This window comes from Rhodospira trueperi, from assembly GCF_900101965.1.
Classification (GTDB): Bacteria; Pseudomonadota; Alphaproteobacteria; order Rhodospirillales; family Rhodospirillaceae; genus Rhodospira; species Rhodospira trueperi.
This window is the reverse complement of sequence record NZ_FNAP01000002.1, coordinates 225,055-242,186: the sequence shown is the minus strand read 5'-3', so window position 1 is coordinate 242,186 and position 17,132 is coordinate 225,055. Positions and strand designations below refer to the sequence as shown.

The following is a 17,132-nucleotide window of genomic DNA, read 5'->3' as shown; positions in this document are numbered from 1 at the left end:
GCCGACGACGCAGGTGTGCGTTGGGTCGCCCCGGTCACTCCACCAGCACCGGATCGCCGGCCAGCCATCCCGCGATCAGGCGCCGGGCGATGGAACCTCCGCGCGGCAGGCGCCAGCCGTCGCCGGTTTGCAAAGCGGCGCTGTCGGCCATGGCCGCCACCTCCGCCCGGCTGAACCAGGCGGCGTGTTCCAGTTCGCGCGGGTCCAGAATGATGTCCGTGGTCTCGGCCTCGGCGTGGAATCCGATCATCAGCGAGGCGGGAAACGGCCACGGCTGCGACGCGCCGTAGGCCATTCGGCCGACCCGCACGCCGCACTCCTCGTGGACCTCGCGGCGCACCGCCTCCTCCAGGCTCTCGCCCGGCTCGACGAACCCCGCCAAGGTCGAGACCATGCCGGGCGGCAGATGCCGGCCGCGCCCCAGCAGGCAGCGCGCGGCCTCGCCTTGGCCGTGATGAACCAGCATGATGACCGCCGGGTCGGTGCGCGGGAAATGGCCGGCGCCGCATGCCTCGTCCACGCAGCGACGGCGCCAGCCGCCGTCCGCCGCCGCCGTGAGCGCGCCGCAGGCCGCACAGAAGCGGTGTCGGCGATGCCACGCCAGCACCCCCACCGCCTGGGCCAGAATGGCCGCCTCGTCCGGTGGCAGTGCCGGGCCCACCGTGCGCAGGGGCACGAAACGCCCCGCAACCCCGATGTCCGGGCCACGTTCCTCGTCCTCCACGGCCACGCCGGGCGGAAGCTGCACGCCGAACCACGCCGCGCCGCCCGCGTCCAGGCCCAGGAACACCGCCTCCTCCGGCGCCAACGCGGAATCGGACGGCCGCCAGTCCCCCGCCACGGACAGCAGGCGCGGTCCCACCGCCGGGTCGGCGTCGTCCACGACCACGCGATCGCGCCACACCGGCACCACCCGGCTGGCCGGTTCCGCCCGGCGCCGATCCAGGGCTTCCGCGTCCCCGCGCAGGGGCTCGGCCCGATCCAGCGGCGCGCCGGTGTAGGTCAACCCCTCCAGCGCCGCCCGCGCCGCCGCGCTCAGGGTCGCCATGGCTTGGTCCGCGCCGCTGCGGCATCGGTGTACAGATAGAGCGTGAAATCGTTGGGATCGTAATCCTCACGCAGGTCCGCGCGCGGCACCTGTTCCCGCGCCCACGCGATCGTAGCGTCGGGATCGGCGTGAAAAAGCTGCCATTGCCGGTTCTGCGGCGCCGTCAGGCTCAACGAGTTGACGGCCACGCCCTTCCCCGCCAACGGCAGCATGGCGGCGATCATGTCGCGCATGTGGGCGTCGGGGTGGTCGCGCCGATGGGCGAAGATGCCGCTGGCAAGCACCCAGTCGAAGCGGTCCTTCGGCAGGTCCACCCCATCCAGCAGGCAGCCCTGGACGAACGGGCGCTCCGGAAACCGCGCGCGGGCGTGCTCGACCATCATCGGGGTCAGGTCCATCCCCGCGTAGTCCACCGTCAGGCCGCGCCGCTCCATCCAAGCCAGCAGGTCGCCCGTGCCGCAGCCGACGTCGAGCACGCTGTCCCCCGCCTGAATGCCGATCTCCACCAGCACGCCGAAGCGGCGTTCCTGGCTCTCCCGACTGTTCCATTCCAACGACGCGTGCGAACGGCCATGGCGGCTGAGAAGGCGGCTGAAGTGGGTGATGGTGTGGCGGTCGTCGTCGTGCCGGTGGCGGTCGAGGGCGGCCCGGGTCTCCGGGTCCGGCGGCTCTGATCCGGCGGGCGGTTCGGGGCGTACCCTTTTGGAGGCGCCACGAGAAAACGGGAACAGAGGCATGGCGGGCGGATCCCGGGCGAAACGCGGTGCGGCCGGCCTCAGGCGGGCCTCGACCCGCGCATGGTGGCAAACCCAATGCCGTTCGCCAAGAACCAAGCTGTTGATGATGACATCGGAGGACGTATGAGAGGACCGATCTGGATCACCGGGGCCGGGCGCGGCATCGGCCGGGCGCTGGCCCTGCGGCTGGCGCGCGAGGGCCTGACCGTGATCGCCAGCGCCCGCACCGCCGGCGATCTCCAGGCCCTGGTCAGGGACGCCGAGAGCCTGCCCGGGCGCATCCTGCCCGAGCCCCTGGACGTCACCGACCGCGAGGCCTGCGCCGGGGTGCTGGCGCGGCTCGAGGCCGCCGAGGGTCTGCCGGAAATCGTGGTCCTCAACGCCGGCAGTCACCAGCCGATGCCCGCCGCGCGCTTCGACGCCACCGTCTTCGACCGCCTGTACGCCATCAATGTGGGCGGCGTGGTCAACGGCCTGGCCGCCGTGGTGCCGCGTTTCGTGGCGCGCCGACGCGGCCGCATCGCCGTGGTGGCCTCCGTCGCCGGCTATGTCGGCCTGCCCACGGCGGCGGCCTATTCCGGCACCAAGGCCGGGCTGATCGCCGTGTGCGAGTCGCTGCGGCCGGACCTAGCCCAATTTGGGGTGACCGTGCAGGTCATCAGTCCGGGGTTCGTGAAGACTCCGCTGACCGACCGCAACGAGTTCCCCATGCCGTTCCTGATGGAGGCCGACGCCGCCGCCGACCGCATCGCCAAGGGGCTGGAGTCGGACCGGTTCGAGATCACCTTCCCGCGCCGGCTGTCATGGCTGCTGAAGGTCTTGCGGGTGCTGCCCCATCCGCTGAAGTTCATGCTGACGAAGGGCGCCATTCCCGATGACGCCAAGCCGGCCGCGTTGAAGGAGTCCGGATCATGACCGAGGCCGACCGCTTCGCCGAGCCGCCGCCGCCCTCCGCCGAAGTGCTGGCCGGCGCGGCGCGCTACGCCCGCCTGTTCGAGACCCTGACGCCGGAGTCGCTGGGCGATCTGGACGCGGCGGTGACGGACGACATCCACTTCGTCGATCCGTTCAACGATGTGACCGGCCGGGCCGCGTTGCGGCGGGTGTTTCAGGCCATGTACCGCGACCTGGAGGCGCCCCGCTTCACCGTCACCCACCGCGCCTTCGACGGCGACGTGGGCTTTCTGCGCTGGACGCTCACCGCCCGGGTGAAGGCGCTGCGGGCGGACTGGCACATCGTCGGCATGACCGAACTGCGCTTCGCCCCGGACGGCCGCGTGCGCGAGCACATCGACCACTGGGACGCCGCCGGTCAGCTCTACGAGCGGCTGCCGGTGCTGGGCTGGGTGCCGCGCCTGCTACGCCGCAAGTTGGGGCATGGGTGAAGGCCTGGAGCGGTTCGCGCCGCAGGCGCAACCCGCCGCGTCGCAGCCATCCGGCGGATTGCCCCGCTGCGCGGGGCGAATCCGCCCTACCTTACGAAAAGAGGGTGGGGGTTTGCGCTTTACGACCACACACCCTTTCACGCGATTGCCCTGGCTGCACCCGCCGTCCGTCCATGAGGAGTTGTGTGAAACGGATCGTATCCACGGGAGGGCGTCCGGGCGTCGCAGACCGAGCGAATCGCGTGTTCCGGACTCCGTCTTCGACCTACAACAGAATGATTTCCACGCGGCGGTTCTGCGCCTCGGACACGCCGTCCCCGGTGGGAATCAGCGGCTCGTCCTCGCCCTTGGCGAACACGGCGATGGCGTCGCGGGGAACGCCCTGGGCGACCAGACGGGTCATGACCGCCTCGGCGCGGCGCTGCGACAGGATCATGTTGTAGGATTCGGGGCCGGCGCGGTCGGTGTGGCCGGTGACCTCAATGCGCGTCGGGCCGACCTGCAAGGCATTGTTGGCAGCGGTATCGACGACGCCGGTCGCTTCGGGCGTCAAGGCGTGGCTGTCGAAGGCGAAGAACACGAGATAGCTGTTGGGCACGACCGGCGGCGGTTCCGGAGCCTCGACCGCCGCGCTTGACTCGGCCGCCTGAACGGTCTCGGTCTGCGCGGGAACACCGAAGGCGTACCGCAGACCCAGCACAAAGCTGTGGTTCAGGTAGGAATCGCCCGGATCGCCGCCACCGCCACCGGAAAACTGGTGTTCCAGATCCACGGCGTGCAGGAACCGGTAGTCGGCGGTCACGGCCAGGTTGTCCATGATGTCGTAACCCATGCCGATGATCGCCTGATAGGCGAAGCTGACGTCCGTGTCGTCCATTCTGACGCCGGCGGCGGTATTCTTGGCATCGATGCTGACGACAGCGGTGCCGATGCCGGCCCCGATGTAAGGGCTCAGGCGGTTGCCGGTGGGGAAGTCATACAGCGCGTTGACCATGGCGTGCCAGGCGCTGAGATGCCCCGAAACGCTGGTCCCGCCCCAGTCTTCCACCGTGTTGCGGCGATGGCCGCCTTCGATTTCGGCGCGCAGCCCGTTGCCGAACGCGTACCCGAAACTCCCCAGCCCGACGAACCCCAGGTCGGTATCCAGGTCGCGGCGAACCCCGTTGTTCTTGATATCGCCGCCGCCGTTCAGATTCAGGCCGCCCCCGACGCCGAAATAGGGGCCTTCCGGCAGTTGGTCCGCCAGAACCGGGAACGATGCCGCCATACCGATAACGATCGCTGCGATGCCCGCGATCCGTCCCTTTCGATGCGCCAGCATCCTTCCTCTCCCGATCCGGCTGTCGGACTGAACGATATTCTTAAAACTCTGAACGAATCCCCTGATATGGCAAGATGATTCTTCAATGGACGCGGCAGCGGCACGGAGTCGGAGCACAATTGAGTTCGGGCTGATACCCGGGCATCCCAAGATGTGGGCGAGTCAAAGCAAGCCACCACGACATCACGGCCGGATGGTTAACAAAGCATTGACGCGCCACGACTCTCCGGAAGCCAAAAAGAGGCCCGGCTTGACTCTGAAGACAAGCGGTGGGACGTCCGGCATGTGATGACTCGGCTGTCAGGGCGACAGACTCGGGCTCAGGCCGGATGGGCGGCCGTGGCCCGGTGCGGGGCCTCCGCGATGGCCTGGATCAGCGCCATGAGGCGGCTGCCGGCGATCTCCACCGAGGCGCTGTTGTCCACGCGGGCCAACCGGGGGTGTTCGACCGGCAACATCTCCGTTCGACGCAGACGCGCCTCGATCTCGTCGGGCGTCTCCCGCCCCCGCGCCTGCAAGCGTTGGCGCAGCACCTCGGCCGGCGCGGTAATCAGAACCGGCCGGATGTCCGGATAGCGCTGGCTGGCCGCAGCCAGATGCTCGCGCGAGCCGTTGACGACCACGGTCAGGCCGGCCGCGCGCCAAAGGTCGATCTCAACGCCGATGCCGTACAGCGTTCCGACGCTGGCCCAGGCCATGGCGAACAGGCCGGCCGCGCGACGGGTCTCGAACGCGTCGAGGGTGAGCGGAACATGCGCCTCGCCCACACTGCTCCCACGGCGGGTGATGTAGCGGTGGGCGAAAGCGACCGGCAGATCGGGCCGCAGGGCGGCGAGGCGCTCGCGGGCCCAGTCGATCAGCGTATCCTTGCCGGCCCCGGAGGCCCCGATGATATAAACAAGCCCGCCGTGTCCGACAGGGGCCGGAGCGATCACCGTCATGGCCCGCCTACTCCGCCGCGGCGGGATCGGCCGCGCGGCGATCCATCAGCGCGGCAAGCGCGCGGGCGCGGGCAAGGCTGTCGGCCAGGGTGTCGGTATTCGCGTACCAGGGCATGATCTCCAGGGTCAGGGTGACCGCCTCCGGCAGGGGCAGGTCGGTGAGAAGGTGCTCCCACGGCAGGCTCCCCCAGCCCAGCGGCAGATGCAGATCCCCCATGCCGTAGGCCAGATCCTCGCCCAGACCCGGACGCGGCAGGGTCGGCACGCGGCCGAACGAATCGTGCAGGTGAAGGTGGCGGGTCACGGGCGCCAGCGCCCGAATCTGCCCGCGCGCGTCCACACCCAGATGAGCACTGGAGATGCAGGCGTGGCTGACGTCGATGGTGGCGGCAAGGTTCGGATGCCCAACGGCCTCGACCTGATCGCGCACGCTGACGCAGTCGATGCCGTGATTGAGGAGGTCACCCGTCAGAGCTTCGGCGATGACCGGCATGTTCTCCAGCGCCAGAGTAACACCGACCTCCGCCGCCCGCTCCGCCAGGGCGTGCAGTTCCGCCCGTTCCAGCGCCATGAGCCGGTCGCGCTCGACCAGCAGGCGGCGCCCGTCGATCCAGCCGGGATGCACCACCATGCAGCGGGCCCCCAGCGCGGCGCAGACCTCCAGGCTGGCCGCCCCGACCGCCCGGTGCAGATCGATCAGCGTCTCGTCCATCAGGTTCAGCGACAGGGGCGCGTGAACGGTCACCCCCAGGCGGCGTCCGGCCAGCGAGTCCTGAAGGTGCCGCAGCGGCTCGGGGCGAACGCGGCCGTCGGCGATCAGACCGGCGAGCGCCGGATTGATCTCGACATGATCGGCCCCGATCACGTCCAGGAGATCCAGCGCCTCGGCCATGCCCTTGGGATCATGACCGGTCAACATGACGCCGACGCTTGTGATGGTGCTCAAAACAGTCCTCTCCTTGTCAGCCGGTCTCCCGAAGGCGCCGCCGCATCCTAAAGGGCCCGCCGTCGTTCGCCCAATGCCGCGACGAAGAATGTTTTGTTGCGCCTATCATGGACCGCCCGGGCGCGGGGCGGCCGCACGGGCCAAGCGGTCATTCAGCGCGACGCCGAGACCATGCGCGGGGATGGGCGCCACGGCAATCGCTCCGAACGGGGGGCTGTCCAGCGCCCGAAGCATGGCGAACAGGTTGCGGGCCGCCTCATCCAGATCGCCCGATGGGCTGAGGTCCAGATCCGCGCCGGGCGTGCCGCCGAATCCGAGCAGGGCCTCGCCGGGCGCGGCCGACGTTGCGTTCAGCCGGACCGGCCGCGCCGGGGCATAGTGACTGGAGAGCAGGCCCGGCGACGGGGCCGGATCGTCGGTCCCGGTGTTCATAACGACGGCGGCGTCCCGGCTGTCCAGCGGCATGCCCAAGGCCTGCTCGATGGCCTCGCGCGTCACCCCGCCGGGGCGCAGCAGACGGGGCCGGTCTCGGCTCAAGTCCAGCACCGTGGACTCCACCCCCACGCGGCAGGCGCCACCGTCCAGGATGATCGCCGGGCAAGGGCCGTTCCCGCGCGCGAATTCGGCCCGGACGTGCTCCGCCGTGGTGGGACTGATCGCGCCAGAGCGGTTGGCGCTGGGCGCGGCAATGGGGATTTCGGCGCTGCGCAGAAGGGCCTGGGCGATCGGGTGGGCCGGCGCGCGCACGGCCACCGTGGCGGCGCCGGCGGACACCCGGGGCGCCAGTGGACCGTCGGGTCGGCGCCGCAGAACCAGGGTCAGCGGGCCGGGCCAGAACCGGTCCGCCAGCCGCGCCGCCGTGGGCGACAGGTCCACGAACGGGACCACCGCCGCCATGTCCGGGACATGCACGATGCACGGATTGTGCGCGGGGCGGCCCTTGGCGGCATAGATCGCCGCCACGGCGGCTTCGCTGCGGGCGTCGGCGCCCAGACCATAGACCGTTTCCGTCGGGAAGACGACGAGGCGACCGCTCCGCAGGGCCTCGGCGGCGCGGCGGATGGCCTCTTGTGTCGCGGGCTCCGGGGCGACGCAGGCGTCATCACCGTCCCCGGCCGACGGACGTGGAGAAGAACGATCCGGCATGACGGCGATCTGGTGCTTTCGGTGCAAACGAGGGAAGGGTTGGGATGGTCCAGGGATACCCGTAGGGCGGATTCGCCCCGCGCAGCGGGGCAACCCGCCGGGCTCGGTGACGCGGTGCATTGTGCGCCGCGTCGCGGCGGTCGCGGGCGCCCACCGTCGTTGTGTCTTTCCGGGACCGCTTGATCCGGCGCGGGCGGCAGGATACAGCCCGTCCCGGCCAAAGGGAAACCCCGGCCACGACGGGCCGGGGTTGGGATCAGTTTCGCGGGCGATCCAGCGGGACCACCCCGATTGCGGTGCCGGGCTTGTTATCAGCCCTTGGTCTTGGCTTCCGCGCGTTCGGCGCGCGCGACGGCGGATTGGAGTTCACGGCGGCAGGTGTTGAGGTCGCGGCGGTATTGACGCGCTTCCCGACGGGCGCCACCGCCCGTCATCGACGTCAGGAACACACCGATGATGAAACCGGCCAGCAGAGCTCCCTCGACGGCCCAGTAGAGCGGCACTTCAAGGTCGTACTCGGTCGGCCACAGGTCCAGCATGACCGGAGCCTGATTGGAGATCGCGAAAAACACGCAGATGATGATGACCGGCAGGCCGATCAGCCAAGCGAAGAATTTGAACACGGGTCGCGTCCTGTTCTTGAGTGTTGCCAGCCCCCACGCACGACGGAACGGATCGCGTCATCGTGCCTCGGCGCCCCTCATACGGTGACCGTGCCATGCGGCTCGGCCTTCCCTCCGGACATGCAATCGTCATCCCGCGAGAGCCCAGATCCGGACCATCCCGATCCCGACCCCGCGCCAGACGCACCGCACTTCTCCCTCGGGTCGGCCCACAGTCTAAGAGACTGTTTCGCCGCCGTTCAACAATTCCCTTAGCTGCTTTCCGGTCTTGAAGTAGGGCGCCGCCTTGGCGTCAACCTTAACGGTCTCACCCGTGCGCGGGTTACGCCCTATGCGTGCGTCGCGATGTTTGACCGAAAAGGCGCCGAACCCGCGCAATTCCACCCGATCACCGCGCGCCAGGGCGTCTGCGATCTCTTCGAAGATTGTGGAGACGATCCGCTCAACGTCACGTTGATAAAGATGCGGGTTTTGCTCCGCAATGCGCGCGATCAACTCGGACTTCGTCATTCTACGAACCCCATGGGCCATCCATCCGGTGTGACGACTCCGACTCGACGCGAATCGGACGCCCTCTGCCAGAGAACCTAAAACCTGCCAAAGGGGTGTGGACAGGTCAAGATAAGGCGTTCCATGGTAACGTTTTTTTCGTCGTCCGAGGACGATTTGCGATCACCCGCTGCAAAATGGCAACGGCGCTCCCCCCGGGGAAGGAGCGCCGCGCCATCACAGAACCGCACCCGAAAAGGGTGGATCGATCCCGCGTCCTATTCGTCGTCGCCCTTCTTTTCCTGCTGGGCCTGTTTCAGGGCCGCACCCAGGATATCGCCCAGCGAGGCGCCCGAGTCGGTCGAGCCGTAGTCCGCCATGGCCTGCTTTTCCTCGTCCATCTCGCGGGCCTTGATGGACAGGCCGATGCGGCGGTTGGCCTTGTCGATATTGGTGATCTTGGCGTCCACCTTCTCACCGACCGCGAACCGCTCGGGGCGCTGGTCACTCCGCTCGCGGGCGAGATCGCCCTTGCGGATGAAGCCAATGGCGCCGTCGACTTCCACCTCAATGCCGTTGTCCTGCACCTGGGTCACCACGCCGGTAACGATCTGGCCCTTGCGCAGGTCGGCCGTGGCGGCCGAGTACGGGTCATCGCCCAGCTGCTTGATGCCCAGACTGATGCGCTCCTTGTCGACATCAACGTCGAGCACCTTGGCCTTGACCACATCGCCCTTTGCGTAGTCCTTGACCGCCTCGTCGCCGGAGCGGCTCCAGTCCAGGTCGGACAGGTGAACCATGCCGTCGATCTCGCCGGAGAGGCCGATGAACAAGCCGAACTCGGTGATGTTCTTGATCTCGCCCTCGACCTCGGTGCCGACCGGGAACTTCTCCAGGAAGTCGGACCAGGGGTTGCCCAAGGTCTGCTTCAGGCCCAGCGAGATGCGGCGCTTGTCCGGGTCCACGTCCAGGATCATGACGTTCACTTCCTGGCTGGTGGAGACGATCTTGCCCGGATGGACGTTCTTCTTGGTCCAGCTCATCTCGGAGACGTGCACCAAGCCCTCGACGCCCGCCTCCAGCTCGACGAACGCGCCGTAGTCGGTGATGTTGGTCACGCGGCCCGCGAACACGGTGCCGACCGGGTACTTGGCGGCGACGCCCTCCCACGGGTCGGCCTCAAGCTGCTTCATGCCCAGGCTGATGCGCTGGGTGTCGGGATTGAAGCGGATCACCTGCACGCGCACGGTCTGGCCGATGCTCAGGGCCTCGGTCGGGTGGTTGATGCGCTTCCAGGAAATGTCGGTGACGTGCAGCAGGCCGTCCACGCCGCCCAGGTCCACGAAGGCGCCGTAGTCGGTGATGTTCTTGACCACGCCGTCCAGGATCTCGCCTTCCTTCAGGCGTTCCAGCAGCTTCGAGCGTTCCTCGGCGCGGGTCTCCTCCAGCACCGAGCGACGCGAGACCACGATGTTGCCGCGCGCGCGATCCATCTTCAGGATCTGGAACTCGAACGGCTGGCCCATCAGCGGGGTGACGTCGCGCACCGGGCGGATGTCCACCTGGCTGCCCGGCAGGAAGGCCATGGCGCCCGACAGATCGACGGTGAAGCCGCCCTTGACGCGGCCGAAGATCTGGCCCTTGACGCGCTGCGAGTCGTTGTAGGCCTTCTCCAGTTCGTTCCAGGCTTCCTCGCGCCGCGCCTTGTCGCGCGACAGGATGATGTTGCCGTCCCGGTCCTCGTAGCGCTCGACATAGACATCAATCGGATCGCCCGGCTTCAGCTCGGGATCCTCGCCCGCCTTGGTGAATTCCTTCAGGGGCACGCGTCCCTCTGACTTCAGGCCGACATCGACGACGATGTGGTCGTTGCGCACGGCGATCACCGTGCCCTTGATGACGGTGCCTTCCAGAGAGGCATTTTCGCCCAGGGTCTCGTTGAGAAGCGCCTCGAAGTCTTCGAATCCTTCGTCGGCGGTCATGGTGGCGGCTTCGGCCATGGAGTCGCTGTCCTTTCGGGTCGTTACGGTCATTGTCCGGCCGGCCGGTTGGATCCGGCGGTCTTTGCTGGAACGGTTCTGGGGTCGGCTGAGTCCTCATATCCGCTCGCGGCGTCGCGATTCAAACGCGGGCACGCCGCGACCAACGCCAGCGATGCGGCCAGCGCCCCGTCCCTGTCGAGATCGGAGGTGTCCAGCACGACGGCGTCATCCGCGGCAACAAGCGGTGCAATGCCGCGAGACGAATCCCGGGCGTCACGTTCCTTCATATCCTGAAGAACGCGCGACTCTATAACGTCTTGGCCGCGCTCCCGCAACTCCATAAAGCGCCGCCGGGCTCGCGTTTCCGGGCTCGCCGTGACGAACAGCTTCACGTCGGCGTCGGGGCAGACCACGGTGCCGATGTCGCGTCCGTCGAGGACCGCGCCGGGCGCGCCGTCCGGCGGCGCGTGCGCAAAGCTCCGCTGAAAGTCGAGCAGCGCGGCGCGCACCGGTTCCATGGAGGCGACGCGGGAGGCGGCGTCGCCGGCCGCCTCGCCGCGCAGATCGGGCGCCGCCAGATCCGAGGGCCGCAAGGCGCGCGCGGCCTGTTCGGCGGCCGCCGGATCGTCCGGGTCACCGCCGGCCCGCCGCACCGCCATGCCGGTAGCCCGGTACAGCAGGCCGGTGTCCAGATAAGCCAGTCCCAGCCGCTCCGCCATTCCCCGCGCCAGCGTGCCCTTGCCCGCCGCCGCCGGCCCGTCGATGGCCAGGACCACGGGCGCTTCGCCCGCGCGCCGGGCCGCCATCCACGCCGGCACGGTCGGCCAGTCCGGCGGCAGGACGGCCGGAGTCGTCTCCGCCTCGCCGGTGACGGTCAGACGGATCAACGCCCCCGCCGGCGCCGCCTCGCACGGCACCGCGAACGCCCGCAGCAGATCGGCCACCACCGCCGCGAGGACGGGCGGCAGGCACGCCGTCGTCGTTCCGGCGGCCGCGAGGCCGGCACTTACGCGCGCCAGGGCCAGCGTCCAGGGCTCCTGGGCCGGGTCGTCAGGCGCCGGAATCGCCGTCAGCCCCGCCCGCCCGCGCACCGTGACCGGCGCCCGGGTGCCGTCCCCAGCCGCCAGGACAGTGGCGCTGGCGTCCGCGAGCAGGGCGCCGAGTCCGTCCGGCGGGGCCGCGCCGTCGATCACGGCGGTCAGCGAGTGCCCTGCCAGCAGCCCGCACAGCACCGCCAGCGCCGCCCCATCCGTCACCGCAAGGGGCGCGTCCGGCTCCGTCAGGCCGCCGAGCCCGCGTCCGGTCATGACGGTTCCTCCCGCGCCGTCATCCGCGACCCGGGCGCCGACGGCCGTCGCCAGGGCGGTCGCTTCGGCACCGGCCAGTCCGGCGGGCAGGCGGGTGGCGCCCACCGTGGCGGTCGCCAAGCCCAGCGCCAGCGTCGAGACGGCGGCGGCCTCGCCGTTCGCCAGAATGGTTCCGCAGGGGGCGCGCAACGCGGTCATGCTGGGTTCTCCCGATGATCGTGAACACTCGACGCGGCCCTTTAGCATGCCGCCGCACGGGACGACAGGGGGCGGCGCGAAGGTCGTTGACTCGCCTTGACGATGATGGCAAACGCGCTTTTCTTGCTGCCGGGGGCCCGGTCGCGGGACGGACGGTCCCGCCGAGGCGCCCGGCGCGATCCGGTCAAGATTTTAGAGATCGGTCATGTGGATTGACCGTCGGTATTGGGGAGAACCAGGGTGGCCAAGCCGGAATGGGGAACCAAGAGGACCTGCGGCTCTTGTGGAGCCCGGTTCTATGACATGCGGCGACAGCCTATCGTCTGCCCGAAATGCGGGGCCGCGTACGTGGAAGAGGCCGCCGTCCGGTCGCGCCGCGTCAAGCCGGCGCCAGTGCCCGAAAAGAAGCCCAAGGCGGCTCCGGTGGTGGCGGACGAGACCGACCTCGACGAGGCCGACCCGCTGGAAGATGAAGGTCTGGACAACACCGACCTCGACGATGACGACGAGAACAAGTCCGACGACATGATCGAGGACGCCTCCGACCTGGGCGAGGATGACGAAGACATGGCCGAGGTCATCGAGCACCTGGACAGCGACAAGACCGACGAATGATCCCGGTCACGGCGGACGCCCGCAGCGGGACGGTGATCGGCGCCGGCCCGTGGCGCGCCCGTGGTTCGAACCGGGGGGTTCGCTTTCTCCGCCAAAGGGATTAGGGTACGGGACCAAGGCATGGCTTCGTTCCGCGCCGCCGCCACGCTGACGCGGCGCCGGGTCGATGTCGACTGCTCGGAGGTTCCGTTTGAGCACGCTTTCGCCCCCGTTCATTTCCCGCGCCGGCCAGAACGGATCGCGCTTCCGCGTCTGGCCCGGATCACCCTACAACCTGGGCGCCACCTGGGACGGGTCGGGCACCAACTTTGCGCTGTTCTCCGCCCACGCCGAAGCCGTCGAACTCTGCCTATTCGACGATTCGGGCCGCAAGGAGATCGCCCGCATTCCCCTTCCCGAGCACACGCACGAGGTCTGGCACGGCTATCTGCCCGACGTGCGTATCGGTCAGTTGTACGGATTCCGGGTCAAGGGGCCTTACGACCCGCAGCAAGGCCACCGCTTCAATCATCACAAGCTGCTGCTCGACCCCTACGCCAAGGCCCTGGTGGGACAGGTCAACTGGAACGACGCCCTGTTCGGCTACGAACTGGGACACGAGGACGGCGACCTGTCGTTCTCGACCGTGGACAGTGCGCCCTATATGCCAAAGTGCCAGGTGGTGGACACCGCCTACACCTGGGGGGCAGAGCCGTTCGCGCCGAACCAATGGCACGACACCATCCTCTACGAGATGCATGTGCGCGGGTTCACCATGCGCCATCCCGAGGTGCCGGTGCCCCTGCGCGGCACCTTCGCCGCGCTGGCCGAAGCGCCAGTGGTCGAGTACCTGCGCGAGCTTGGCGTGACGGCGGTGGAACTGCTGCCGGTGCATGCCTTCCTGCACGACCGCCACCTGATCGAACGCGGCGTCCGCAACTACTGGGGCTACAACACCATCGGCTTTTTCGCGCCGCATCCCGAGTACTTGGGCAAGGGCGGCCTGAACGAGTTCAAGATCTTCGTGCAGGTCATGCACGACGCCGGGATCGAGGTCATCCTGGACGTGGTCTACAACCACACGGCCGAAGGCAACCACCTGGGGCCGACGCTATCGTTCCGAGGCATCGACAACGCCAGTTACTACCACCTGATGGGAGACGATCCCCGGTACTACAACGACTTCACCGGCACCGGGAACGCCTTGGAACTGCGCCATCGCAACGTGCTGCGCATGGTCACCGACTCGCTGCGCTACTGGGCCGACGAAATGCGGGTGGACGGCTTCCGCTTCGATCTGGCCACTACGCTGGCGCGGGTGAACGGGGAGTACGACCAGCACGCCGGTTTCCTCGACGCCGTGGCCCAGGATCCGGTGCTGTCGCGCAAGAAGCTGATCGCCGAACCGTGGGATACGGGCATGGGCGGTTATCAGGTCGGCGGCTTCCCGCCGGGCTGGGCGGAGTGGAACGACAAGTACCGCGACACCGTGCGTCGCTTCTGGAAGGGCGACAACGGCCAGATGCCGGAGTTCACCTCGCGCGTCTCCGGGTCCGCCGATGTGTTCAACCACCGCGGCCGCAAACCGTGGGCCAGCATCAATTTCATCACCGCCCATGACGGGTTCACGTTGAACGACCTCGTCAGTTACAATGAGAAGCACAACGAGGACAACGGCGAGAACAACCGCGACGGCCATTCGCACAATTTCTCCTGGAACCACGGCGTCGAGGGGCCGACGGACGACCCCGCCATTCTGGCCCTGCGGCGGCGCCAGCGGCGCAACTTCCTGCTGACCCTGATGGTCTCCCAAGGCGTGCCGATGCTGGTGGCCGGCGACGAGTTCGGCCGCTCCCAGAACGGCAACAACAACGCCTATTGTCAGGACAACCCGCTGAGCTGGATCGACTGGGCCGGCATCGACGAGTCGGGCCACGACCTGCTCGCCTTCACCCGGGCGCTGATCCAGTTGCGCCGCCAGCATATGGTCTTCCACCGCTCCCGCTTTTTCCAGGGGGACGTGATCCCGGGCACCAAGGTCAAGGACGTCACCTGGCTGCGCCCGGACGGCCGCGAGATGACCGACGAGGACTGGCACGATCCGGCCGCCAAGACCCTGGGCATGCTGCTGTCCGGCGAGGCCGGCCTGACCCACCTGACCGAAACCGGAGAGCCGGAGCCGGACCAGACGTTCCTGGTGTGGCTGAACGCCTCCCACCTCGACATGACCTGCCGGAATCCCTCGTTGCCCACAGGCAGCCGTTGGCATGTCGAGGCAGACACCCTGGCCAGCGGGCCGCGCCACAACGCGGCGGGGGCGCGCACGGTGGGTCACAAGAACGCGGCGGCCTCCAAGAAGGGGCGGGTCTTCGTCGCTGCCCGTTCGGCGCTGATCCTGGTGCGACAGGACATCGCCGGCAAGGACGGGGTGCCCGGAAGCACGGATCTGGCGAGCCGCCTGTCCCGCCCGGGATTGTGACGTCCCCGCTTTCTTCTTAAAGTCGGGGATCGGTTCCCGATCACGGAGGGTTTCCCATGTCTGCCCCCGCTTTCCGGCACGACATGCCGTTCGGCGCCAACCTGCTTGAGAACGGTGGCACGCGGTTCGCGCTGTGGGCGCCGGACGTGGGCGCGCTCACCCTGGAACTGGTGGACGGCGACGCCGCCCACGGCCTGGCGGTGACGCACGCGGCCCCCATGACCGCCGTCGGCGACGGCTGGTGGACGGCCGAGGTGTCGCACGCAGGACCCGGAACCCTGTATCGCTATCGGCTGCCGGATGGCCTCGCGGTCCCGGACCCAGCCTCACGCCTGCAGCCGTATGACGTGCATGGGCCGAGCCGGGTGATCGATCCGGCCGCGTTCCCCTGGCAGACGGAGGGGTGGCGCGGTCGGCCCTGGCACGAAGCGGTGATCTACGAACTCCACCCCGGCACGTTTTCGCCGGAGGGGACCTTCGCCGGGATCGAGGCCCACCTGGACCATCTGGCGGCGCTGGGGATCACGGCCGTCGAGCTGATGCCGGTGGCGGACTTCCCGGGGCGCTGGAACTGGGGATATGACGGGGTCGCGCTGTTCGCGCCCGACAGCCGCTACGGCACGCCGGACGACCTGAAACGCCTGATCGACGCCGCCCATGCACGCGGGCTGATGGTGTTCCTGGATGTGGTCTATAACCACTTCGGGCCGGAGGGGAACTATCTGCACTGCTACGCCAAATCGTTCTTCGACGAGGCGCAGCATACCCCTTGGGGCGCGGCCATCGACTTCTCCCGCCCCCAGGTGCGCGAGTTCTACGTTCACAACACGCTGTACTGGCTGGAGGAATACCGCTTCGACGGGCTGCGCTTCGATGCCGTCCACGCCATCGCGGACCATCAGTCGGAACACATCCTCGACGAGATCGCCCGGCGCGTGCGCGCCCACTTCGCGGGCAGCGACCGCCATGTCCATCTGGTGCTGGAGAACGACGACAACGCCGTTCGCTTTCTCGACCGGCCCGGCACGCGCTTCGACGCGCAGTGGAACGACGACTATCACCACATTCTGCACCACCTGCTGACCGGCGAGGCGCACGGCTACTACGCCGATCACGCCACCGACCCCATGGACCGGCTGGCGCGGGTGCTGACCCGGGGCTTCGACTATCAGGGCGACGTGTCGCCGTTCCGGGACGGCCGGACCCGGGGCGAGTCCAGCGCCCATCTGCCGCCGACCGCGTTCGTGGACTTCATCCAGAACCACGATCAGGTGGGCAACCGGGCGCTGGGCGAGCGACTGACCGCGCTGGCACCCAAACCGGCCGTCGAGGCGGCGCTTGTGCTGTTGCTGCTGGCGCCCCGCCCGCCGCTGCTGTTCATGGGCGAGGAGTGGGGCTGCGAGCGCCCGTTCCTGTTCCACGTCGATTTCGGCGAAGACCTGCGGGAACCGGTGCGCGAGGGTCGGCGCGGCGAGTTCGCCAGCTTTCCGGGCTTTTCCGATCCGGCGGCGCGCGCGCGCATCCCCGACCCGTTCGCCATGGAAACGTTCACCGCCAGCCGCCTGGACTGGAGCAGTCTGGAGGCCGGCCCGCACGCCGCGCATCTGCGCTGGATCAAGGGCCTTCTGGCCACCCGGCACGCCGCGATTACCCCCCTCATTCCCACGCTGCGCCCGGCCTCCGCCGAGCGATTCGGCGCCCGGGGCCTGCGGGTGACGTGGCAGGATCAGGCCGGGTCCGGCCTGGTTGTGGTGATGAATCTCGGCCCCGATCCGGTCGAGGCCCCAGTGCCCGACCGCCCCACCGGTCCGGCCCTGGCCGCCACGCCGGCGGACGCGCGCGCGGCCCTGCGGGACGCCGCCACGCTGCCGCCGTGGACCGTGATCTGGGCGCGCGGCGATTAGGGCCGCCTTGACCGAGCACGCGGGACGGCCTA

At 68.8% G+C, this 17,132-nt stretch carries 14 protein-coding genes and 1 pseudogene; 5 read left to right on the top strand and 10 right to left on the bottom strand.

Annotated elements, in window-relative coordinates:
- Positions 1-34 precede the first annotated feature (34 nt).
- Together nudC and BLS85_RS04405 are read right to left on the bottom strand one after the other, a co-directional pair.
- Positions 35-1,048: an NAD(+) diphosphatase gene (nudC, locus tag BLS85_RS04410; protein WP_092782706.1), complete on the bottom strand. Its 1,014-nt coding sequence runs from the start codon at positions 1,046-1,048 to the stop codon at positions 35-37.
- On the bottom strand, positions 1,036-1,785 hold the full coding sequence (locus BLS85_RS04405) for a class I SAM-dependent methyltransferase (RefSeq protein WP_092782702.1): 750 nt from the start codon (positions 1,783-1,785) through the stop codon (positions 1,036-1,038). Before BLS85_RS04405 ends, nudC begins: the two co-directional genes overlap by 13 nt.
- Positions 1,786-1,908: 123 nt before the next feature.
- Between BLS85_RS04405 and BLS85_RS04400 the strand changes: the two genes are divergently transcribed.
- Together BLS85_RS04400 and BLS85_RS04395 are read left to right on the top strand one after the other, a co-directional pair.
- Positions 1,909-2,700, top strand: coding sequence for an SDR family NAD(P)-dependent oxidoreductase (locus BLS85_RS04400; protein ID WP_092783225.1), 792 nt, complete (start codon positions 1,909-1,911; stop codon positions 2,698-2,700).
- Positions 2,697-3,170: a nuclear transport factor 2 family protein gene (locus BLS85_RS04395; protein WP_092782699.1), complete on the top strand. Its 474-nt coding sequence runs from the start codon at positions 2,697-2,699 to the stop codon at positions 3,168-3,170. Before BLS85_RS04400 ends, BLS85_RS04395 begins: the two co-directional genes overlap by 4 nt.
- Positions 3,171-3,435: 265 nt before the next feature.
- Here BLS85_RS04395 and BLS85_RS04390 read toward each other — a convergent pair whose 3' ends face one another.
- The 8 genes and pseudogenes from BLS85_RS04390 to cmk form a co-directional block, all read right to left on the bottom strand.
- Positions 3,436-4,491, bottom strand: a complete 1,056-nt coding sequence (locus BLS85_RS04390) for an OmpA family protein (RefSeq protein ID WP_092782696.1) — start codon at positions 4,489-4,491, stop codon at positions 3,436-3,438.
- Positions 4,492-4,811: 320 nt separating this feature from the next.
- On the bottom strand, positions 4,812-5,432 hold the full coding sequence (phnN, locus tag BLS85_RS04385; RefSeq protein ID WP_092782693.1) for a phosphonate metabolism protein/1,5-bisphosphokinase (PRPP-forming) PhnN: 621 nt from the start codon (positions 5,430-5,432) through the stop codon (positions 4,812-4,814).
- Between the two features lie 7 nt (positions 5,433-5,439).
- Positions 5,440-6,378, bottom strand: a complete 939-nt coding sequence (locus BLS85_RS04380) for a sugar phosphate isomerase/epimerase family protein (RefSeq protein ID WP_092782690.1) — start codon at positions 6,376-6,378, stop codon at positions 5,440-5,442.
- 105 nt (positions 6,379-6,483) lie between these two features.
- Positions 6,484-7,524: an L-threonylcarbamoyladenylate synthase gene (locus BLS85_RS04375; protein WP_092782687.1), complete on the bottom strand. Its 1,041-nt coding sequence runs from the start codon at positions 7,522-7,524 to the stop codon at positions 6,484-6,486.
- Positions 7,525-7,835: 311 nt separating this feature from the next.
- Positions 7,836-8,147, bottom strand: coding sequence for a lipopolysaccharide assembly protein LapA domain-containing protein (locus tag BLS85_RS04370; protein WP_092782684.1), 312 nt, complete (start codon positions 8,145-8,147; stop codon positions 7,836-7,838).
- Between the two features lie 216 nt (positions 8,148-8,363).
- The gene (gene ihfB, locus BLS85_RS04365; protein ID WP_092782682.1) at positions 8,364-8,657 is read right to left on the bottom strand and encodes an integration host factor subunit beta; all 294 of its coding nucleotides are present in this window, start codon (positions 8,655-8,657) and stop codon (positions 8,364-8,366) included.
- 257 nt (positions 8,658-8,914) lie between these two features.
- The gene (gene rpsA / locus BLS85_RS04360; RefSeq protein ID WP_092782679.1) at positions 8,915-10,669 is read right to left on the bottom strand and encodes a 30S ribosomal protein S1; all 1,755 of its coding nucleotides are present in this window, start codon (positions 10,667-10,669) and stop codon (positions 8,915-8,917) included.
- A 104-nt stretch (positions 10,670-10,773) separates the two neighbouring features.
- A pseudogene (gene cmk / locus BLS85_RS04355) lies at positions 10,774-11,394 on the bottom strand ((d)CMP kinase); the annotation flags it as partial.
- A 969-nt stretch (positions 11,395-12,363) separates the two neighbouring features.
- Here cmk and BLS85_RS04350 point away from each other — a divergent pair.
- The 3 genes from BLS85_RS04350 to treZ all read left to right on the top strand — a co-directional run bounded on the left by BLS85_RS04350 (position 12,364) and on the right by treZ (position 17,100).
- Positions 12,364-12,738, top strand: a complete 375-nt coding sequence (locus BLS85_RS04350) for a TIGR02300 family protein (protein WP_092782676.1) — start codon at positions 12,364-12,366, stop codon at positions 12,736-12,738.
- Positions 12,739-12,928: 190 nt separating this feature from the next.
- Positions 12,929-15,196: a glycogen debranching protein GlgX gene (gene glgX / locus BLS85_RS04345; protein WP_245699071.1), complete on the top strand. Its 2,268-nt coding sequence runs from the start codon at positions 12,929-12,931 to the stop codon at positions 15,194-15,196.
- A 56-nt stretch (positions 15,197-15,252) separates the two neighbouring features.
- On the top strand, positions 15,253-17,100 hold the full coding sequence (treZ, locus tag BLS85_RS04340) for a malto-oligosyltrehalose trehalohydrolase (protein WP_245699070.1): 1,848 nt from the start codon (positions 15,253-15,255) through the stop codon (positions 17,098-17,100).
- The last annotated feature ends 32 nt before the right edge of the window (positions 17,101-17,132 follow it).